General features: G+C 71.7%; 19 protein-coding genes. 6 read left to right on the top strand and 13 right to left on the bottom strand.

The features are described from left to right. The coding region (locus V8688_RS25650) for an FtsX-like permease family protein (RefSeq protein WP_342801865.1) at positions 1 to 1,167 on the top strand (1,167 nt) is incomplete at its 5' end. Positions 1,168 to 1,230: 63 nt separating this feature from the next. On the opposite strand, the gene V8688_RS25645 is transcribed toward V8688_RS25650, so the two are convergent. Together V8688_RS25645 and V8688_RS25640 are read right to left on the bottom strand one after the other, a co-directional pair. Further along, a complete protein-coding gene (locus tag V8688_RS25645; RefSeq protein ID WP_342801864.1) occupies positions 1,231 to 1,983 on the bottom strand; it encodes a hypothetical protein in 753 nt (250 codons plus the stop codon). Between the two features lie 1,184 nt (positions 1,984 to 3,167). Further along, complete coding sequence (locus V8688_RS25640; RefSeq protein WP_342801863.1) at positions 3,168 to 4,820, bottom strand: serine/threonine-protein kinase; 1,653 nt, start codon at positions 4,818 to 4,820, stop codon at positions 3,168 to 3,170. A gap of 196 nt (positions 4,821 to 5,016) precedes the next feature. On the opposite strand from V8688_RS25640, the gene V8688_RS25635 reads away from it, so the two are divergent. Further along, a complete protein-coding gene (locus V8688_RS25635; RefSeq protein ID WP_218721906.1) occupies positions 5,017 to 5,913 on the top strand; it encodes a hypothetical protein in 897 nt (298 codons plus the stop codon). Between the two features lie 10 nt (positions 5,914 to 5,923). Here V8688_RS25635 and V8688_RS25630 read toward each other — a convergent pair whose 3' ends face one another. Continuing rightward, positions 5,924 to 6,589, bottom strand: coding sequence for a response regulator transcription factor (locus V8688_RS25630; RefSeq protein ID WP_218721908.1), 666 nt, complete (start codon positions 6,587 to 6,589; stop codon positions 5,924 to 5,926). 39 nt (positions 6,590 to 6,628) lie between these two features. Further along, entirely contained in the window at positions 6,629 to 7,792 is a 1,164-nt protein-coding gene (locus tag V8688_RS25625) for a histidine kinase (protein ID WP_218721909.1), read from the bottom strand. Positions 7,793 to 7,957: 165 nt separating this feature from the next. Here V8688_RS25625 and V8688_RS25620 point away from each other — a divergent pair, with 165 nt between their 5' ends. After that, a complete protein-coding gene (locus V8688_RS25620; protein WP_342801862.1) occupies positions 7,958 to 8,725 on the top strand; it encodes a hypothetical protein in 768 nt (255 codons plus the stop codon). A 40-nt stretch (positions 8,726 to 8,765) separates the two neighbouring features. Continuing rightward, entirely contained in the window at positions 8,766 to 9,200 is a 435-nt protein-coding gene (locus tag V8688_RS25615; protein WP_218721911.1) for an SRPBCC domain-containing protein, read from the top strand. Between the two features lie 54 nt (positions 9,201 to 9,254). Here V8688_RS25615 and gatA read toward each other — a convergent pair whose 3' ends face one another. Both gatA and gatC read right to left on the bottom strand, forming a co-directional pair. Next, positions 9,255 to 10,742 (bottom strand): Asp-tRNA(Asn)/Glu-tRNA(Gln) amidotransferase subunit GatA, encoded by a 1,488-nt coding sequence (gene gatA / locus V8688_RS25610; RefSeq protein WP_218721912.1) that lies wholly within the window; start codon positions 10,740 to 10,742, stop codon positions 9,255 to 9,257. Next, complete coding sequence (gene gatC, locus V8688_RS25605) at positions 10,739 to 11,035, bottom strand: Asp-tRNA(Asn)/Glu-tRNA(Gln) amidotransferase subunit GatC (RefSeq protein WP_067493225.1); 297 nt, start codon at positions 11,033 to 11,035, stop codon at positions 10,739 to 10,741. The genes gatA and gatC overlap by 4 nt, the downstream gene beginning before the upstream one ends. A gap of 215 nt (positions 11,036 to 11,250) precedes the next feature. Between gatC and V8688_RS25600 the strand changes: the two genes are divergently transcribed. Then, positions 11,251 to 11,901: an amino acid-binding protein gene (locus V8688_RS25600; RefSeq protein WP_218721913.1), complete on the top strand. Its 651-nt coding sequence runs from the start codon at positions 11,251 to 11,253 to the stop codon at positions 11,899 to 11,901. Here V8688_RS25600 and V8688_RS25595 read toward each other — a convergent pair. The 3 genes from V8688_RS25595 to V8688_RS25585 all read right to left on the bottom strand — a co-directional run bounded on the left by V8688_RS25595 (position 11,894) and on the right by V8688_RS25585 (position 14,042). After that, positions 11,894 to 12,415, bottom strand: a complete 522-nt coding sequence (locus V8688_RS25595) for a GNAT family N-acetyltransferase (protein ID WP_218721914.1) — start codon at positions 12,413 to 12,415, stop codon at positions 11,894 to 11,896. The genes V8688_RS25600 and V8688_RS25595 overlap by 8 nt on opposite strands. Positions 12,416 to 12,481: 66 nt before the next feature. Then, on the bottom strand, positions 12,482 to 12,829 hold the full coding sequence (locus tag V8688_RS25590; protein WP_308248693.1) for a hypothetical protein: 348 nt from the start codon (positions 12,827 to 12,829) through the stop codon (positions 12,482 to 12,484). A 28-nt stretch (positions 12,830 to 12,857) separates the two neighbouring features. Next, positions 12,858 to 14,042 (bottom strand): ATP-binding protein, encoded by a 1,185-nt coding sequence (locus V8688_RS25585; protein ID WP_342801861.1) that lies wholly within the window; start codon positions 14,040 to 14,042, stop codon positions 12,858 to 12,860. Between the two features lie 217 nt (positions 14,043 to 14,259). Here V8688_RS25585 and V8688_RS25580 point away from each other — a divergent pair, with 217 nt between their 5' ends. Next, the gene (locus tag V8688_RS25580; protein WP_218721917.1) at positions 14,260 to 14,610 is read left to right on the top strand and encodes a hypothetical protein; all 351 of its coding nucleotides are present in this window, start codon (positions 14,260 to 14,262) and stop codon (positions 14,608 to 14,610) included. A gap of 51 nt (positions 14,611 to 14,661) precedes the next feature. Here the strand turns inward: V8688_RS25580 and ligA are convergent, their stop codons facing one another. From ligA to V8688_RS25560, 4 genes are all read right to left on the bottom strand, one after another. Next, positions 14,662 to 16,758, bottom strand: coding sequence for an NAD-dependent DNA ligase LigA (gene ligA, locus V8688_RS25575; RefSeq protein ID WP_218721949.1), 2,097 nt, complete (start codon positions 16,756 to 16,758; stop codon positions 14,662 to 14,664). 141 nt (positions 16,759 to 16,899) lie between these two features. Beyond that, a complete protein-coding gene (locus tag V8688_RS25570) occupies positions 16,900 to 17,916 on the bottom strand; it encodes a methionine synthase (RefSeq protein ID WP_342801866.1) in 1,017 nt (338 codons plus the stop codon). Between the two features lie 261 nt (positions 17,917 to 18,177). Continuing rightward, positions 18,178 to 19,293, bottom strand: coding sequence for a tRNA 2-thiouridine(34) synthase MnmA (mnmA, locus tag V8688_RS25565; protein WP_218721919.1), 1,116 nt, complete (start codon positions 19,291 to 19,293; stop codon positions 18,178 to 18,180). Next, a partial coding sequence (locus V8688_RS25560) for an aminotransferase class V-fold PLP-dependent enzyme (protein ID WP_342801860.1) occupies positions 19,293 to 19,724 on the bottom strand: 432 nt, incomplete at its 5' end. The genes V8688_RS25560 and mnmA, both read right to left, overlap by 1 nt.

Raw genomic sequence — 19,724 nt, 5'->3', positions numbered from 1 at the left:
ATCGTGCGCGCCGCGGCGGGCATCGCGCGCTGGTTCGGCGCGCCCGGCGCCCTCGGCGCGACCACCCTGGAGCGGGCCCCCCGCCGCGTCTGGGCGACCGCGATGACGGTGATGATCGGTGTCGCGGCCGTCGTCGCGCTCGGCGGCGCGTCGGGCAATATGGTCGACTCCGCCACCGACTCCTTCCAGAGCCTCGGCGACGCCGACCTCTATGTGAGTCCCACTCCGGTGGAACAGTTCCCGACCGGACCGGTGCTGCCGCCCGACATCGCCGAGCGCGTGGCCGCGGTACCGGGCGTCGAGCACGTGCGGCCCGCCCAGATGGCCTTCGCGACCGTCGGCAGCGGACGGGTCATGTTGCAGGGCTACCCGCCCAGCTACGACGATGCCCGCCTCGGCGCGGTCGACAAGGCGGTGATCGACCAGCTGGGTCGGGGCGAGGGCGTCGTCGTCACCCGTGACGTGGCCCGCTCGATGCAGCTGTCCGTCGGCGACCGGATCACCATGCCGACCCCCTCGGGCGAGCGCAACGTGCCGGTGCTGCAGGTGATTCCGTATTTCACCGCCGTGTCGGGCGTGGTGATGATGAACCTGGATCAGATGCGGGAGTGGTACCAGCGCCCCGGCGAGACGATCCTGGCGATCAAGTTCGCCCCCGGCGCCGACCCGGCCGCGGTGCGCGCCGGCGTCCGCGCGGCGGTGCCGCAGGAACTCCATGTCGAGAGCGGCGCGGACATGGTCGACGCCATCTCGTCGAGCGTGCAGCAGGGCGCGGCCATGAGCAACATGATCCTGTGGATCGTCGTCCTGGTGGCGACGGTGGCGCTGCTCAACACGCTGATGCTGTCGGTGCTGGAACGGCGCCGCGAACTCGGCGTCCTGCGCGCCATGGGCACCAACCGTAAATTCCTGTTGCGCTCGGTGCTGGCCGAGGCCGCGGGCATCGGTTTCATCGGCGCCGCCATCGGACTCGTCGTCGGCGCGGCCGTGCAGTACCTGGCGACCGTGGCGATCGGGCACGCGATGACGATCGACATCGTCTACCGGCCGAGCCCGCTGCTGGTGGTCTACGGCGCCGTCGCCCTCGGCCTGGCCCTGCTCGGGTCCATCCCGCCCGCCTTCCGGGCGGCCAGGATGCCGATCGTGGCGGCGCTGGCGGTCGACTGAGGTTTCCGTCGCGGCGTCATACGGGTTCGCGTGACGCCGCGACGGAGAGTCGTCCGCACGCCGTCACAGTGGCACTTCCTCCCACCAGGCGATCACCTCGTCCTGGGCGGTGGGGCGTGGGGCGCCCGCCACGCCGCTGCTGCCCCGGCGGCTCACCGCGATCAGGTAGTTCGCGCGGGTGGAGTCGTCGGGGAAACTCATGACCTGATGGGCGGTCTGGGTACGGACGCCGGCCTGGTCGGGCACGACCCACCGGCGCAACGAGAACGGCACCCCGTCCTTGGTGCCCGGATACCGCACCGCGGCGGGCATCGCCTCCACGACCGACCGCGCCTGGGCCGCCGTCGGATACTCCAGCACCAGGTAACTCACCGACCCGGCATTGTTGTCGGTCCGCTCGCACTGCCAGCCCGCGCTGATCGGATTCCATTGCAGCGCGGGTTCTTTCCACTGCAGCTCACTCACCGCGCGCACCGCGACACACCGCGCACCCCGATACCCCGGCCCCTCCGCCACGGACCCCTGCGGCACCAGTGTCGGAAACACCCGGCGGCTCGCCGCGAACGAATCCCCCACCGCCGCGACCGAACTCGACGGACCCTTCGCCGTCCCTCCGGCCGCGTCCGCCGCCTCGTCCCCGTCGGGCAACACCACCACAACCAGCGCCACCAACAACCCGACCAGCGCGAACACCAACGCCGCCAGCAACAACCACCCCAACCGGTGCACCCGCGACATCCGCCGCGGCACCGGCCGCCGCGGACCCACCCACGGCCCGCGCATTCCCGGCGCCCCCATCGCCGGCCCACCCGGCACCCCACCACCTTGCGGTGTTCCCGCCAGCGCACCCCCGGCCTGCGGCGAGCTCCCCGGCGGAGGCGAGTCCTGCGGCACACCACCGCCCTGCGCTCCGGCCTGTCCCGCGTGCGGGCCGATCACCGATCCCGGCTCGCCACCCGTGGCGAGGCCGTGCTGGGACGGCTCTCCCTGCCCGAGGGCCGCCCCCACAGCCGCGTTCCGTTCGTCGGCGGCCGGGACCGGGTGGGCTGCCGGAGCCCGCGATGCGCTCTCGTCCGACGGCGCGCCTGGGCGGCGCGAATCCTGTTGCCCTGGTTCGGGTCCAGCCATGGTTCCGAACCCGTCAGCAACGGACACCGAGCGTCCCGCCTCCGCCGACGGTGCGCCACCCGACGCAACGCCTTCGGCCGCCGAGGGCCCCCCGGCCGCTGCCGTCGCATCACTCGGCGCGACGACTCGCTGCGGCGAATCGTCGCGCCCGGGGTTCGATCCGTATGCCGCACCTCGGTCACCGTCGGGCTCCGCCGGGACAGCGGCCGCGGCGTGCGGCGGCCCCTGCGCACCCTGTACCGGTTCAGCGGCCGCCACGCCTGAACCGACACCCCTTGCAGGGTGACCGGAATCGGCTGGAGCACCGGACGATTCCGCACTGCGGCCAGCCTCCTCCGCTGGTCGCGCAATCGGCGTCACCTCGGTCAGCGCACTCGCGTTGGCGGCATCCAGCTGATCCGTATCCGGCATCGGCACCACATCGGTGACCACCGAATCGGCATCCGAACCACTCCCGCGGGACCCGGAACCCTCAGCCTTGCCGCCTTTTACGTCGGCCGAAGGCGCACCACCACCGGTTACCGAGCCTGCCACCGAATCGCCCGCCCACAGCCCTGCTGCCGGACCAGCGATGCCGCCGGGCACAGCGGAAACCGACGACCCGTCCGGGCCCTCCTCCCGCGTCCGAAGATCGCTCTCTGCGCCGGGCGTTATCCGAGCACCCTCGGATCCCACACCACCTGACGACCCTGCCGCCACAGGCGACTGCGCGCCGGTCGAGCCCCCCTGCGGGCGCGGGCCGGGCGCCGGTACGTCGGTCGGCGGGATCGCGGGGGCCTGCGGCACCGCAGGAATCGCCCCGGTCGGCGGCTGGGACGAGTGTGGTCGTTCGGCAACGGGATTCGCGATCGGAGCGGGCGAGCCCGGGGACCTCACCGCCTGCGGATCGACCGCCGGGAAGTCGGCCCCAACGGCAGAACCGGGCTGCCCCACTGGCTCATGTGCGGCCTGCCGAACCTCCGGCACGGGGTAGGCCACAGGCGGCTCAGCAGCGGACGGCTGTGGCGCCACAGGCGGTTGCGGGGCCGGCTGAACCCCAGGCGCCGGGTAGGCCACGGGCGGCTCGGCCGCAGACGACCGCGCACCCTGCCGCACCACCGGTACCTGCGGTGCCACAGGCGACGGTGGCGCGCCAGGCGGCTGCGCACTCTGCTGTCGCGCCGGCGACTGCTGCGCCACCGGCGGTTGCGGTGCCGGCTGACCGCTGGGCACCGGGTACGCCACGGGCGGCTCGACAGCAGGCGGCTGGGCACCCTGCTGCGCCACCGGCGGCTGAGCGGCCGGGGCGGCGTATCCGGCGGGCGGTGGACCGGGGGCCCGGGGTCCGGCGGGGACCGGGGCCTGGTGGGGTGGGCGCCACGGGGACTGGGGCGCGGGAGGGATCGGCTGAGCCGGGTTGNGGGCACCGGGTACGCCACGGGCGGCTCGACAGCAGGCGGCTGGGCACCCTGCTGCGCCACCGGCGGCTGAGCGGCCGGGGCGGCGTATCCGGCGGGCGGTGGACCGGGGGCCCGGGGTCCGGCGGGGACCGGGGCCTGGTGGGGTGGGCGCCACGGGGACTGGGGCGCGGGAGGGATCGGCTGAGCCGGGTTGGGGCCGTAGCCGGGGGCGTGCGGGGGGTAGGGGCCCACGGGGGCGGGTGGGTAGAAGGCGGGCGTGTTGGCCGGGGGCCGGGGCAGGGCGGGCGCGGTGTTGGAGGTCAGGGCCTGGCGGGCGGCCTTGGCGAAGGCGGCGCACGAATCGAAGCGGGCCGCGGGGTGTTTGGCCATGGCGGCGGCGAGGACGGCGTCCAGGGCGGGGGGCAGGCCCTGGCGGCGCAGGGCCAGAGGCGGCGGGTTGAGGTAGAGGGTGCCGCGGATGATCTCGTTCGGGTCCGGCGAGTCGAACGGGGCGATGCCGGTGAACAGCCAGTAGAGGGCGCAGGCCAGGGAGTACTGGTCGGAGCGGTGGTCGAGTTCGGCGCCGGTCATCTGTTCGGGCGAGGCGTAGGCCAGGGTCGCGGTGAACATGCCCTGCTGGGTCAGGTGGGTGGAATCGGCGCGCAGGCGGGCGATACCGAAGTCGGTCAGGAACATCCGCTCGCCCTGACCGCCGCCGGAGCGGGCCAACAGGATGTTGGCCGGCTTCACGTCCCGGTGCAGCACTCCCCTGCTGTGCGCGTAATCCAGTGCGTCGGCAACCCCTTCGACGATCTGCACGGCCCGTTCCGGCGGCAGTGTCATGGGATCGACGGTCGCCGCGTCGATCCCGTCGACATACTGCATGCTGATCCACAGCTGCTCGCCCTCGGTGCCGCGGTCGAAGACCGTGACGATGCCGGGATGATCGAGCCCGGCCGCCAGATCCGCTTCCCGTTCGAAGCGGGCGCGCACCCGTTCGTCGGCGAACAGATCGCGGTTGAGCAGCTTGAGCGCGGTCAACCGGTCCAGCCGCGGATGCCGCGCCAGATACACCGTGCCCATGCCGCCCTGGCCGAGCATCCGCTCGATGGTGAACCCGGCGAACACCTCACCGATGTCGAGCACTGCGACCCCCTTCCGGCGCCTGTGGCGGACCAGCATGGCACCCGCGCAGCGGTGTGACCACGTTCATTCGAATTCTCGCCGAAAATCGGTGAAACTTGCTAACGGTCGTCCGGTATTGTCCGGGCGCGCTCGACGAGTAGTTTGCACCGCCGGAGCAGGGCGCCGACGCGCAGTGGGTGGTGGGGAGGATTCGGTGGTGAAGTCGACCGGAAAGGCGGCTGCCTGTCGCAGGCTGCTGCAGTGTGTGGTGCTGGCATCGGCCGCGCTGTCCGCCTCGTGTGCCCTGCCGGGTACCCCGACCGCCGTGAGCGCGCCCACGGTCACGGTGAACAGCGAAGACGCCTGGCACCCCGGCCTGTCCATCATGCTGCCCGATTCGCTGGCCGCGGAGTTCACCCAGCTGCAGGCGCAACTGCCGGGCCAGGTCGGCATGGCGCTGATGCCGGTCGGCGGCGGCCGGATGACGATCTACGGCGACTGGACCACCGGCATCGCCTGGTCGACGATCAAGGTGCCGTTGGCGGTGGCCGCGCTGCGCCACGATCAGGACCAGTCCATCTTCGAGATGGTGCAGGCCGCGATCACGGTGTCGGACAACGACGCCGCCGAGGGCCTGTGGCAATCCCTGGGCGACGGCGAGGAAGCCGCCGAGGCCGTGCAGGAGGTCCTCGACGAGGCGGGCGACATCTCCACCGGCAAGGAGAATCTGCGCACCGAACTCGACTACACGTCCTTCGGCGGCACCGAATGGTCGCTGGCCAATCAGGTCCGCTTCGCCTCGCGCCTGCCCTGCCTGCCGCACACCGAGCTGGTCCGGCAGCTGATGGGCGAGATCACCCCCGAGCAGGGCTGGGGGCTGGGTCAGCTCGACGGCACCGAGTTCAAGGGTGGCTGGGGCCCCGACGACGACACCGGCGTCTACACGGTGCGCCAGTTCGGGCTGGTGCCGGTCGGCAGCGGCCTGCTGGCGGTCGCTCTTGCCGCGCAAGCGGATTCGGGCACCTTCGACGACACCACCGCGCTGCTGGACCGGATGGCGCTGCTGCTGTCGCGGCACCTGCCGGAGCTGCGCGGCGGCGTCTGCCCGCGCTGAGCGCACCGGCTCAGCCGGGGACGACCAGGCCGGATTCATAGGCCAGCACCACCGCCTGCGCCCGGTCGCGCAGGCCGAGCTTCGAGAAGACCTTGGAGACATGGGTTTTCACGGTCTGCTCGGCGACGAACAGCGCCTCGGCGATCTCGGTGTTGGACAGGCCCTTGGCCACCAGCTCGAGCACTTCGCGTTCGCGCGGGGTCAGCGAGGTGAGCGCGGGGGCGGCGGGCGTGCGCACGGTGTTGCGCCTGCGGGTGACATCGGCGATCAGGCGACGGGTGATGGTCGGCGCGAGCAGCGCCTCACCGTCGGCGACGACGCGGACCGCGCGCACCAGTTCCTCGGCGGGCGCGTCCTTGAGCAGGAACCCGCTCGCGCCCAAGCTCAGCGCCTCGTAGACGTAGTCGTCGATGTCGAAGGTGGTCAGCATCAGCACCCGCACCGGCGGATCGAAGCCGGCGGCGAGGATGGCCCGGGCGGCGTCGAGACCGTTCATCTCCGGCATGCGCACATCCATGAGCACCACGTCGGGGCGCAACCGCTTGGCCTCGGCCACCGCGACCCGGCCATCCGGCGCGTCACCGATGACGCTGATGTCGGGCTGGGCGGCCAGCAGCGCGCCGAAACCCTGCCGCACCATCGCCTGGTCGTCGGCGATCAAAACGGTAATAGCCACTCGACCACCCTAATGGGCGCGCGGACGAGGCGAAGGGGCCTACGGTGTGGGCAGTTTCGCCGAGACCTCGAACCCGCCGTCCGGAGTGGGTCCGGCCGCCAGCTCGCCGCCGACCGCCTCGACCCTGGTCCGCATGCCGTCGATCCCGTGTCCGCCGCCCGCGCCGGGCCCGCCGACGGCCGCCGCGGCCGCGTTGCGCACGGTCACCATCACCATCCCGGGATCGACCGCGACGGCGACGTGCACCGGCGCGCCCGGCGCGTGCCTGGCCGAGTTCGCCATCGACTCCTGCACCACCCGGTAGACGGTCAGCCCGGTCGTCTCCGGCACCGCCGCCAGCTCACCGCGCACACTCCACTCGACCGGCAGACCCGCCCGCTGGGCCGAGGCGCACAGCTCGGGCACGTCGGCCGCACGCGGCTGCGGCGCGTGCTCGGGCAGCTGACCGTCGCTGCGCAGCACCCCGAGCAGCCCGCGGATCTCGTTGAGCGCGGTGCGCGCGGTGGCGCCGATGGACTCGAATTCCGCGCGCGCGGCCGGGTCGAGATCGTCGATCCGGTAGGGCGCGGTCTGCGCCTGCACCACCACCATGGACATGTGATGGGCGACCACGTCGTGCAGGTCACGGGCGATGCGCGCCTTCTCCTCGAGGATCGCCCTGCGCGCGCGTTCGAGCTCGGTGACCTCTTCCTGGCGCTCCAGCTTGCGGCGCGAGGCGACCACGGTGCGCAGCAGGTACCCGAACAGCGCGAGCGCGCCGAAGCCGACCACCCAGCCCCACAGCGGCCCGTCGGCGGATCCGGGCATGGTGGTGGCGAACAGCATCGACTGGGCCGCCCAGGCCACCACGATGATCGGTACCGCCGCCCGCAGCGCCACCGCGAACAGCAGCACGAACAGCACGATGACGTGCACGACCTGGAACGGCAGGTCGTTGTCGGGCAGCGGCGTCATGGCGATCGAGAACAGCAGCGCCGCGCCCGCCGAGATCGCCCAGCCCAGGGCCGGGTTGACCCGCACGAACAGGATCGGGAACACCGCCATCGCCGCCAGCAGCGGGGCCAGGCCCGCGGGCACGTCGTGGGTGACGAACAGGGTGGGCCAGGCCACGCTGTACAGGATCAGCGCGACCGCGACCGTCGCGAGGTCGAACCACGTGCGAGCGGTGATGCGGCGCGCCACGGGGCGCAGTTGTCCGGGCATGGCTCGAGCCTACGAACCGTCCGGTCAGCGGACCTCATACCCACGAACGATTTCGGACCCCCTACCCTGGTGTGACCCCGGCGCCGGGTCACCCGCCCGCGCGCCCCGAGAACCGGTCCACAGCGGGATGCCCGCCACCGGACCCGCTCCTTATCGTCGGAGGCCATGAACACCCCGCTTCGCCAGGTACCCGCCGCTCGCCGTGCCCGTACCGCCGTCTCCGCCGCCTCGTCGAACACCGGTACCCCGGCCGAAGCCGCGCATCGCCGCCGCAGCGGTGTCGCCCTGTGTACCGCGGGCCTGGCCATGGCCGCCGCCGTCGTCATGGCCGCGCCCGGCGCCATGGGCACCACGCCCGGTGGCGGCACCGAGAACGCGGCCGCGGCCGCGGTGGTGCGCGCGCTCACCGACGACGACCCCGACGCCACCGCGCTGATCCCGCGCGACTTCGGCTACAAGTTCGGCTACGACCCGGCCCAGCAGGACGGCCTGCTGGTCAACCCGAACGGTAGCTGCTCGTCCCCGGTGACGCTGCCCGCCGAGTTCGGCCCCGCCTGCAAGGCCCACGACCTGGGCTACGACATGCTGCGCTACGCCGAACGGGTCGACGAGCCGCTGGGCCCGTGGGCGCGGCGCGCGGTGGACGCGGCGCTGAACCGGCGCATCCACACGGCCTGCGAGTCGCGCGACGACGAGTTCTCCCGGGCCCGCTGCGGGGTGATGGCCGATATCGCCTTCACCGCGGTCGACGTGAACTCGCGCAGGCAGGAGTACGGCGCCCCGGTGGTGGAGAACGTCTTCGCCACGACCGACCCGGCCGACCGCCCGAACCTGTGGCCGCTGGCCCGGACCGTGCTCGGCCTGTTCGCGGTGACGGCGGCCTCGGCGGTGATCATCGACGCCCTGCGCAAGCGCAGGCGGCGGCTGGTCTGACCCGGTTGCCGAAAACTAGAACATGTCCTAGTTTTTCCGCATGGCCCTCACTATCGACGAAACGATCGAGATCGACGCCCCCGCCGAGACGGTGTGGCGGGTGCTCACCGATTTCGACCGCTACGGCGAATGGAACACCTTCTGCTACGAGGCGGCGACCACGCTGGAACCCGGCTCGCCCATCGACATGCGGGTGCAACTCGGCCCCAACCGGCGCCCGCAGCGGGAGTGGATCCGCAGCCACACCCCGGGCACCGAGTTCAGCTACACGATGAAGCCGGTGCCGCTGGGCGCCCTGCACAGCCTGCGCTCGCACACCGTGGTCGCGCTCGGCCCCAACCGCACCCGCTACGAGTCGCGGTTCACCCTGGCCGGCTGGCTCAGCCCCGTCGTCGAACTCGCCCTCGGCAAGCATCTGCGCGCCGGTTTCGCCGCGATGACCGCCGGCGTCGGCAAGCGCGCGACCGAGATCTGAAAAACGGGGTGCGCCAGGCTGATTCGGCCCAGCGCACCCCGCTCGGTTCCGACGCTAGAGGCCCGCGGGGGCGGGCAGCGCGCCGCGCGCCGCCTCGTAGGCCGCGCCCACCCGGTACAGGCGATCGTCGGCCAGCGCGGGGGCCATGATCTGCAGGCCCACCGGCAGGTTGTCGTCGGCCGACAGGCCCGACGGCACGGACATGCCGCAGTGCCCGGCCAGGTTGGTCGGCAGCGTGCACAGGTCCGACAGGTACATGGCCAGCGGGTCGTCGACCTTCTCGCCCAGCTTCCACGGGGTGAACGGGCTGGTCGGTGAGACCAGCACGTCGACCTGCTCGTAGGCGGCATCGAAGTCGCGCGCGATCATCGTGCGGACCTTGAGCGCCTGACCGTAGTAGGCGTCGTAGTAGCCGGCCGAGAGCGCGTAGGTGCCGATGATGATGCGGCGCTTCACCTCGGGACCGAAACCGGCCTCGCGGGTCAGCGACATCACCTGGTCGGCGCTGTGGCTGCCGTCGTCACCGACGCGCAGGCCGTAGCGCATGGCGTCGAAGCGCGCCAGGTTCGACGACACCTCCGACGGCATCACCAGGTAGTACGACGACAGCGCGTATTCGAAGTTCGGGCACGACACCTCGATCACCTCGGCGCCCAGTTCCTTCAGCACCGCGACCGCGGCGTCGAAGGAAGCGAGCACGCCGGGCTGGTAACTGTCGGAATGCAATTCGCGCACCACGCCGACGCGCACGCCGGTCAGGTCGCCGTTGGCGCCCTGCTCGGCCGCGGCGACCACCGGGGCCACCGGCACGTCACGGGAGGTGGAGTCACGCGGGTCGTAGCCGGCGATCACCTCGTGCAGCAGCGCGGTGTCGAGCACCGTGCGACCGCACGGACCGCCCTGGTCCAGCGACGACGCGCAGGCGACCAGGCCGTAGCGCGAGACGGTGCCGTAGGTGGGCTTCACGCCGACCGTCGCGGTGACCGCGGCGGGCTGACGGATGGAGCCGCCGGTGTCGGTGCCGATCGCCAGCGGCGCCTGGAACGAGGCCAGCGCCGCCGCCGAACCTCCGCCGGAACCACCCGGGATGCGGGTGGTGTCCCACGGGTTGCGGGTCGGGCCGTAGGCCGAGTTCTCGGTGGAGGAGCCCATCGCGAACTCGTCCATGTTGGTCTTGCCCAGGATCGGGATGCCCGCGGCGCGCAGCCGCGAGGTGACCGTCGCGTCGTAGGGCGACATCCACCCCTCCAGCACCTTCGAGGCGCAGGTGGTCGGCATGTCCGTGGTGGTGAAAACGTCCTTGAGCGCCAACGGAACTCCCGCCAGCGGCGAGGCGGGCGTCTCGCCGGCGGCCAGCGCGGCGTCGACCACGGCGGCCGCGGCCAGCGCCTCGTCCCCCGCGACGTGCAGGAACGCGTTGAGCTCACCGTCGACCGCGGCGATCCGATCCAGGTGCGCGCGGGTGACCTCGGTGGAGGACACCTCGCCGCCGTGGATCTTGGCCGCCAGCTCGGCGGCCGACAGCTGGGTCAACTCGCTCATTCGCCCTCTCCCAGGATCTGCGGGACCAGGAAACGCTGTTCTTCCACGGCGGGCGCCTGGTCCAGCGCCTGCTCGGGAGTCAGACCGGGCACGACCACATCGGGCCTGGTCACATTGGTCGTCGGGTTCGGCGACGCGGTGGCGGGGACGTCGGCGGCGACCTCGGAGATGGTCCGCACGTGGCTGAGGATCGAATCCAGCTGACCGGCGAACTGGTCGAGTTCGGCGTCGGTCAACGCCAGCCGGGACAGCCGGGCGAGGTGAGCGACCTCGTCACGGGAGATTGCGGGCACCGCGGGACCCCTTTCGGCTTAGGTATGGGAACTAGTTGCCCACAGCCTATCGAGGGCGGGTGACGGGGCCGGACGCACCCGCCTCGCGCGAAAGTTCGCGCATGTCGCGCCCAGGGGCGCATACTTCGACTCGATAGCCCGCGCTCGGGGGTGTAAGTATTGCGTCACCGGGTATTCGTGTCGAACAGCCCCGGCCGCCTAGGAAAGGAACGCACGTGTCATACCTGCTCCGCGTGCAACTTCCGGATCGACCGGGAAGCCTCGGCTCCCTGGCACTCGCCCTCGGCGGGGTCGGCGCGGACATCCTCTCGCTCGACGTCGTGGAGCGTGGCGCCGGTTTCGCCATCGACGATCTGGTGGTCGAGGTGCCCACCGGCGCGCTGCCCGACACCCTCATCACCGCCGCGGAGTCCGTGCACGACGTGAGCGTCGACTCGATCCGGCCCTACTCCGGCGTCCTGGACACCCACCGCGAGCTCGAGCTGATCGATCAGGTCGCCAGTGCGCGGGACGATCGCCTGCAGGTGCTCGTCGACGGTGTGCCGCGGGTCCTGCGGGTGGGCTGGTCCACGATCATCGGCATGAGCCCCGGCGGCGCCTACCGCGTGGTCGGCAGCCCGAGTGCCCCTGAGACGCAAGCGGGTTCGGCACCGTGGATGCCACTGGAGAAGCCGTCGTGGCTCGACGGCGAAGCCGACTGGGTACCGCAGATCTGGCGCGACATGGACACCAAGCTGGCCGCCGCCCCGCTGGGCAACACCGGCAAGTCGCTGCTGCTCGGTCGTCCGGGCGGCCCGGATTTCCGCCCGTCGGAAGTGGCGCGGCTGGGCTATCTGGCCGGCATCGTCGCGACCGTGCTCAGCTGAGCGCGAGCCGCATCACATACAGCTGCAGTCCGTCGTGGGTCGACCAATTACGTTCCGGCACACCGACGAACCCCAACCGCTCGTAGATCCGGTGCGCGTCCACCATCGTGCCCATGGTGGTCAGCGCCACCGCCTCGTAGCCGCCGGCACGCGCCTGGTCGATCACGGTGCGCACCAACGCCGTGCCCACGCCGAGGCCACGCGCGTCCTTGGCCACCGCGAGCATCCGGAACTCCAGTTCGCCCGGTAACGCGATCTCCGCGTACGGCGTGCCCGGCTTCGCGACGGTGAGCGACCCGGCGACCTTGCCGTCGTACACGGCGACCAGCACCTCGGCCTCGGCGGCCCGGTGCGCGACGTCGCCCAGCTCCCGGACGTAGCCGTCGTCCTCGTCGACGTAGCCGTCGCCCACATACACCTGCACGGTCAGCGCGGAGATGGCGGCGAATTCCTCGGGGCGGGCGGTCCGGATCCGGAGGCCGCTCCCGGGGGTCTGATGGTCGTTACCCTGCATCCGGGCATGATCCCACCCGGCCCGCTGTGATCTGAAACTCACCCATGTCTCACCGGGATGGTGAGCTCAGGACCCCAGGTAGGACCGCAGACCGGGATGCTGGGCCACCCAGTTGTCGGGGTTGCGCGGCGAGTAGACGACCAGCAGCTGGTCGCCGATCGACGGCCACTGCGCGGCGTCCCAGGCGAAGCGCCGATACACCACCACGCCGGGCACCGACGGGCCGATGAGGGTGCCGGTGATGGTCACGTAGTGCTCGCCGGTCATCGCGGGCAGCGGGCTGACTCCGGTGATGTAGAGCGAGCCCTGTTCCTGGTTCGCGCCCCCGCCGCGGCCGATCCGGTGGGCGGCCACGGCGCCGATCGTCACGACCAGCATCGTCACCATGGCCGCGGCCATCACCACTTCGAGCATGCCGCCCATGGTAGGCCCCGCGGGAATGTCACAGCGGCGTGAGCTCGCTGAGGCCCTGTTCCCGGCGCAGCTGCCAGACCGCGGCCCTGGTGCGCTGGGAGCGGCCGTTGCCCCGGTCGATCAGCGCGCGCTGGGCGGTGGTGTAGATCAGTTGCGCGCCACGCGCGTTGGTCTCCGGGTTCTGGAACAGCTGCACGAGCCGGTCGGTCTCCTCCACCGGCAGGCCCGCGCCGAGATCGTCGACCGCGAGCACCTGGCCGGTGTCGAGCGCCTCGAGCATGGCGGGCAGCACCCGCAGCAGCGATCGAGTGGCGGTGGATTCGTCGGCGAGTTCGAACGGCACGTCGATGCCCTCGTGCACCAGGCTCAACCCGGCCCCGCGCCGGTCCACCATCCGCCGGTACAGCGCGTCGCGGGCGGCGCGCAGGGTACTCAGTTCCCGTTCCAGCAGGATCGGCTCGGCGCCGCCGTGGTCGAGTCGGGCTGCCAGCGCGCCGATCTCGGCGTCGAGGTCGCGCAGATAGTCCGCGTACATCGGATCGTGTTCGGCGACGAGCAGATCCTCGATGCCCAGATCCGCTGTCCGCAACAGCATCAGCAGCCGCGCCGCGTTGTCGGGCGAGCGCGAGATGTGGCTGCCCAGATCGTGCGCGAGCTCCTCGACGCCCGCCTCGCCCTGCTGCACCCGCAGGTTCGCCGCGAACCAGCGATAGGCAGGCACCAGCGCCTCGGCGTACATCTGCCCCGCCAGGCTCAGCAGCAACGCGTTCGGCCGCACCAGCGGCACCAGCGCCGCCACGCCGTAGCGGGCCGCCTCGAACATCGGGCCGATCTTGACCTGGTCACCGTTGCGCTCGAACACGATCCGCTTGCGCGAGCGCGGATGCGTGTACAGCCACTCCGCGATCACATCGGCGTTGTCGAGCCGGAACCCGTAGGTATAGGGCACCCCCTCGGCCACGAACCCCGCCACGAATTCGGTGGGCCGGTCCGCGAATCCGAGATGCGGCCTGCGCACCGGCCCCGCGTAGGGGTCCCACCCGCTCACCGAATGCAACACCGCGTCCCGCATCTGTGCGAGCGCGTCGACCAGGCTCGTCTTTCCCGACGCCGCCACTCCGTACACCGCGGTCACCGGCACCGCGACCGGACTGCCGCCGCCTTTGCTCGACCGCAACTGCTGCGCCTCGGCCAGCGATCGGTGATTGGTCACCTGAAAACTACGCAGCAAGGGTCGTCCGCCTCTCCGAGATCCTTCGCAAGACTAGGCGACGGCGGACCCATGCACGCGGTAGGCGTCGACGACGGCGGTGTCGGGTCCGTGGGGGGATCGGCCGTGGCCGGGCGTGTCCGGCCTGGACGCATTAGCATGCTGGGCACCGCGGCCGCCCGGTCCGCGGGGCTGAGTCGGACGAGGATGGGTGCGCGGGATGGCTGTTCGGATGATGGTTCGCGGAGTTGTCGTCGCCGCGGTGACCGCGGGCGCCGTGGTGCCGGTGGTGCTGAGCGCGCCGAGCGCGGTGGCCGATCCGTGCCCGAACGGGACCGCGCGCGTGTTCCTCGGGAACGAGACGAATTCCTGTCAGGGCGCCGGGTCGGTGTCCTACACCGACGGCCCGGTGTCGAAGGTGTGCTCGATGTCGGGGACGCACGTGGCCGTCGACATCCAGACCAACATCAAGAAGCGGCCGACGCGCCATGTCGAGATCAGCAACGGGCAGTGCTCGAGCTTCGACATGAAGACCCAGATCGGCAACACCGTCACCGTCACGCCGCACTGAGCGCGGACACCGCGGTGATCCGCCGTACCGCGGCGGACCCCGAGCCGGCGGCTACTCGTCCTCGGTGAGCTCCGGCGCGGGGGTGACCGCGGCGGGTCCGAACTCGAGCAGGAGCCGGAAGCCGTCCTCGTCGAGGATGGGGACGCCGAGTTCCTCGGCCTTGGCCGCCTTCGAGCCGGGCGCCTCGCCGATCACCACGAACGCGGTCTTCTTCGAGACCGAGCCCGCCGCCTTACCGCCGCGCAGCAGGATCGCCTCCTTGGCGCCGTCGCGGGTGAAGGTTTGCAGTGAGCCGGTGACGACGATGGACAGGCCGTCGAGAGTGCGCTCGATGGAATCGTCGCGTTCGTCTTCCATCCGTACGCCGGCCGCACGCCACTTGTCGACGATGGCGCGGTGCCAGTCGACGGTGAACCATTCGACGACGGCGGCCGCGATGGTCGGGCCGACACCGTCGGTGGCCGCGAGTTCCTCCCCGGTCGCCGCTTCGATGCGGTCCAGGCTCCCGAATTCGGCGGCCAGCGCGCGGGCCGCGGTCGGGCCGACGTGCCGGATCGACAGTGCGACCAGTACTCGCCACAGCGGCGTGTCCTTGGCCCCGTTCAGATTCTCCAGCAGGCGCGCGCCGTTGGCGGACAGCGTCCCGTCCTGTTTGGTGAACAGCGGAACCCCGAGCAGGGCCTGCTCGTCGAGGGTGAACACATCGCCCTCGTCGGTGATGGCACCCGAGGTGAGCAGCGCGTTGGCGGCCTCGTAGCCGAGGGCTTCGATGTCGAAGGCGCCGCGGCCGGCCAGGTGGAAGACGCGTTCGCGCAGCTGTGCCGGGCAGTGCCGCTGATTGGGGCAGCGGATGTCGGCGTCGCCCTCCTTGGCCGGAGCGAGTTCGGTGCCGCAGGCCGGGCAGTGGGTCGGCATCACGAACTCGCGTTCGTCGCCGGTGCGGGCGTCGACGACCGGGCCGAGGACCTCGGGGATCACATCGCCGGCCTTGCGGATGGTGACGGTGTCGCCGATCAGCACGCCCTTGCGCTTCACCTCGGAGGCGTTGTGCAGGGTGGCCATGGCGACGGTCGAGCCGGCGATGGAGACCGGGGCCATCACCGCGAACGGGGTGACCCGGCCGGTGCGCCCGACGTTGACCTCGATGTCGAGCAGCGTGGTCGTGGCCTCTTCGGGCGGGTACTTGTAGGCGATGGCCCAGCGCGGGGCGCGGGAGGTGGAGCCGAGGCGGCGCTGCAACGCCGTCTCGTCGATCTTGATCACCTGGCCGTCGATCTCGTGTTCGATGTCGTGGCGGTGCTCGCCCCAGTAGGCGACCCGCTCGATGACCGCGTCGATGCCCTCGACCAGGCGGGTGTGCTCGGAGACCGGCAGACCCCAGGCCGCCAGCGCCCGATAGGCCTCGTGCTGGGACGCGGGCCGGTAGCCCTCGATGCGGCCGAAGCCGTGACAGATCATCCGCAGCCTGCGCTGCGCGGTGATCGCCGGGTTCTTCTGGCGCAGTGAGCCGGCGGCGGTGTTGCGCGGGTTCGCGTACGGCGGTTTGCCTTCGGCGACGATCTGGGCGTTGAGGGTCTCGAAATCCGCGAGCCGGAAATAGACCTCGCCGCGCACCTCCAGCAGCTCCGGGATCGGGAAGTCCGCGCTGGGGGTGAGTTCGGCGGGGATGTCCTCGATGGTGCGCGCGTTGAGGGTGACGTCCTCGCCGGTGCGGCCGTCGCCGCGGGTCGCGCCGCGCACCAGTCTGCCGTTCTCGTACACCAGGTTCAGCGCGACGCCGTCGATCTTGACCTCGCACAGGTAGTGCAGGCCGGGCCCGGTCTCGGCTTCCACCCGGCTCGCCCAGGCGCGCAGCTCGTCGTAGTCGAAGACGTTGTCGAGCGAGAGCATCCGTTCGAGATGGTCGACCGCGGTGAACTCGGTGGCGAAACCGCCGCCCACGAGCTGGGTCGGCGAATCGGGCGTGCGCAGATCGGGATGCGCGTCCTCGAGTTCCTGCAACTGCCGCAGCAGGGTGTCGAACTCACCGTCGGAGATGATCGGCGCGTCACGCACGTAGTAGCGGAACTGGTGCTCACGCACTTCGTCCGCCAGCCGCTGCCACTGCACCCGCTGCTCGGGGGTCGCGCCCACCGGCTCGGCGCCCACGGAAACCACGCTGTCACTCACCCGTCGAAGAGTAGTCGAGCCCACCGACACTTCCGGCCATCGTTCCCGCACGTCGCGGGCTCATTCCGGGGCGATCACCGGCAGACGGACACGCGATCCCCGCGCGTGCCGGCCCGCGACTCAGTCGAGCGAGATCGACTCCGGTTCCTCGGCGAAGGCGCGGGCGACCTCACCGGTGAGGGTGAGGGCCGTGCGAGCCCAGGGCAGCGGTGCGCCGGCCAGGCCGCACGCGGGGGTGACCAGGATCTGCTCGGCCAGCACCCGCCGGGCGAAACCGAGCCGGTCGATCAGGCGGACGCCGGGTTCGGCGATAGTGCGCCAGGTGGGTGGCGCCGCCGGGGCCGTGGTCGGGGTCAGGCCCAGGGCGATCTTCTTGCCGGAGTCGAGGATCTCGCCGAGGGCGTCGAGATCGGTCGTGGTGATCGTGGCCGCCTCGAAGGAGATCGCGGCGGCGGCGGTGCGGCCCAGCGTGGTGAGAGCGGGCCGGGCGGCGCAGGTGTGCACCAGCACCGGCGCGGACTGCGCGGCGATCACCGTATCGAGGATGTGCAGCGCCTCGGGTTCGGGCAGGGCGCGGATGGTGTTGAGGATGCTGGGGCCCCGCAGGGAGCCGTCGAGCACCGTGGTGAGCCGGGGCTCGTCGAGCTGGACGACCACCTGGGCCCCGAGCCGGCGGGCGACCTCGGCGGCGTGCCGGGCCAGCCCTTCGGCAAGCGACTCCGAAAGATCACGCACCGCACCGGAATCGGTGAGGATGCGGTGCCCGCCGGGCAGCTCGACCTCGGCGGCGAGGGTGCGCGGGCCCGCCGACTGGATCTTCACCACGCGGCCCGCGCCGACCAGACCAGCTGTCTCCCAGGCTTCTTCGATGGCGTCGAGATCTTCGTGCAGCAGATCCCTGGCGCGGCGCGACACCGCGCCTGGACGGGCGGCCAGGCGATAGCCGCGGGTGGTGGAATCGAAGCGCAGGTCGACGAGCAGTGCCGAGACCCGGCCGATCATGTCGGCGCCGACCCCGCGATCGGGCAGCTCGACCAGGTGCGGGAGATCGGGGAGTTCGCCGATGATCGTCGCGGCCGCTTCGCGCGGATCGGTGCCGGGCCACGAGCCGATGGCTGTGGCGGTGCCGCCGGACAGCGGGACGACCGGCTCCGGTGCGGCGGTCTCCTGCGAGTTCTCGCTGCGCCACAATGTCACGCGCTCAACACCTTTCGATTCATCGAACGCCGTCGCCACCGAGCCGGTGCGAACATCACGCGCCACGGACCGCACCGCACCGATTCGTGCGACGCACGGACCGCCGGTCACCATCCTGCCCCGCGCCACCGCGACGACGGCTGTCGGCCCCGAGGACCCCTACTCACCGAGACGACCGCGTCCCGGCGCGGCACGCGGCGATCAGACCGAAGCGTCGGCCGCGTCCGCCGCGACACCCGCACGGTCGGTGCCGTTGATGGTGCCGCTGCCGACCACGGTGTCCCCGCCTTCGGCATCGGGTAGATACAGCACGATCGCCTGGCCCTTGGCGACACCGGTGAGCGGTTCACGCAGGCGGGCGACGAAACCGTCGCCCTCGGGGGTGACGACGGCGGGCGCGGTGCCACCGTGCGCACGCACCTGCACGACGCACTCGACCGGCGCGTCCGGCCGCACGCCGGAAGTCCAGACGGCGCGATCGGCGGTGACGACGTCCACCTGGAGGTCCGCCACCGACCCCACCCTGACCGTGCCGGAATCGGGATCGATGCCGGTGACATAGCGGGGCTTGCCGTCGGCGGCGGTGTGGGTCAGGCCCAGGCCCTTGCGCTGGCCGACGGTGAAGCCGTGCACGCCTTCGTGCTCGCCCAGGACGGTGCCGTCGGAGTCGACGAGCGCGCCCGGCCGGATGCCGATCTTGGCGCCGAGGAAGGCGCGGGTGTCGCCGGAGGGGATGAAACAGATGTCGTGGCTGTCGGGCTTGTCGGCCACGGCCAGGCCGCGCTCGGCGGCTTCCTCGCGGATCCGCGGCTTCGGGGTGTCCCCGACCGGGAACATCGCGCGCGACAGCTGTTCGGCGGTGAGGACCGCGAGCACGTAGGACTGGTCCTTGTCGGCGTCGACCGCGCGGCGCAGCACGCCGTCGTCGAGCCGGGCGTAGTGCCCGGTGACCACCGCGTCGAAGCCCAGCGCCTGCGCGCGGTCGGCCAGGGCGGAGAACTTGATCTTCTCGTTGCAGCGCAGGCACGGGTTGGGGGTCTCGCCCGCGGCGTAGGCGGCGACGAAGTCGTCGATTACGTCCTCTTTGAAGCGGTCGGCGAAGTCCCAGACGTAGAACGGGATGCCGAGCACGTCGGCGGCGCGCCGCGCGTCACCGGCGTCCTCCTTGGAGCAGCAACCGCGTGATCCGGTGCGCAGCGTGCCCGGCGTCGCGGACAACGCCAGGTGCACCCCGACCACCTCGTGGCCGGCGTCGACGGCCCGCGCCGCGGCCACCGCCGAATCGACGCCACCACTCATCGCGGCGAGTACTCGCATCAGGCACCTCCTCTAGCGCCGGCCAGGCCCGCGGCTCTGGCCCGTTCGATGACCTGCGGCAGAACGGTCAACAATGTCTCGATATCGGCCCCGGTCGAGGTGTGACCGAGCGAGAACCGCAGCGAACTGCGGGCCTGCCAGGGCTCGACGCCCATCGCGATCAGCACATGACTGGGTGAGGCCACGCCCGCGTTGCAGGCCGACCCGGTGGAGCATTCGACGCCGGCGGCGTCGAGCAGCATGAGCAGCGAGTCGCCCTCGCAGCCGGGGAAGGTGAAGTGGGCGTTGCCGGGCAGGCGGCGCTCGCCGGCCGGTCCGTTGAGGACCGCCTCGGGCGCCACGTCCCGCACGCCCGCGATCAGCTGTTCGCGCAGCGCGCGCAGGTGCTCGGCGCGGGCGGGCAGCTCACCCACCGCGTCGCGCAGCGCCGC

This window comes from Nocardia sp. No.11 (genome assembly GCF_038752175.1).
Taxonomy (GTDB): domain Bacteria; phylum Actinomycetota; class Actinomycetes; order Mycobacteriales; family Mycobacteriaceae; genus Nocardia; species Nocardia canadensis.
The sequence above is the reverse complement of the archived record's forward strand: the minus strand, read 5'-3'. Positions and strand labels throughout refer to the sequence as shown.

Bases quoted from the DNA above. Each gene is read 5' to 3' on its own strand.
- V8688_RS25625 (WP_218721909.1), bottom strand. From the start codon at position 7,792: ATGCCCGGACAACTGCGCCCCGTGGCGCGCCGCATCACCGCTCGCACG.
- V8688_RS25620 (WP_342801862.1), top strand. From the start codon at position 7,958: ATGAACACCCCGCTTCGCCAGGTACCCGCCGCTCGCCGTGCCCGTACC.
- V8688_RS25615 (WP_218721911.1), top strand. From the start codon at position 8,766: ATGGCCCTCACTATCGACGAAACGATCGAGATCGACGCCCCCGCCGAG.
- gatA (WP_218721912.1), bottom strand. From the start codon at position 10,742: ATGAGCGAGTTGACCCAGCTGTCGGCCGCCGAGCTGGCGGCCAAGATC.
- V8688_RS25595 (WP_218721914.1), bottom strand. From the start codon at position 12,415: ATGCAGGGTAACGACCATCAGACCCCCGGGAGCGGCCTCCGGATCCGG.
- V8688_RS25590 (WP_308248693.1), bottom strand. From the start codon at position 12,829: ATGCTCGAAGTGGTGATGGCCGCGGCCATGGTGACGATGCTGGTCGTG.
- V8688_RS25580 (WP_218721917.1), top strand. From the start codon at position 14,260: ATGGCTGTTCGGATGATGGTTCGCGGAGTTGTCGTCGCCGCGGTGACC.
- mnmA (WP_218721919.1), bottom strand. From the start codon at position 19,293: ATGCGAGTACTCGCCGCGATGAGTGGTGGCGTCGATTCGGCGGTGGCC.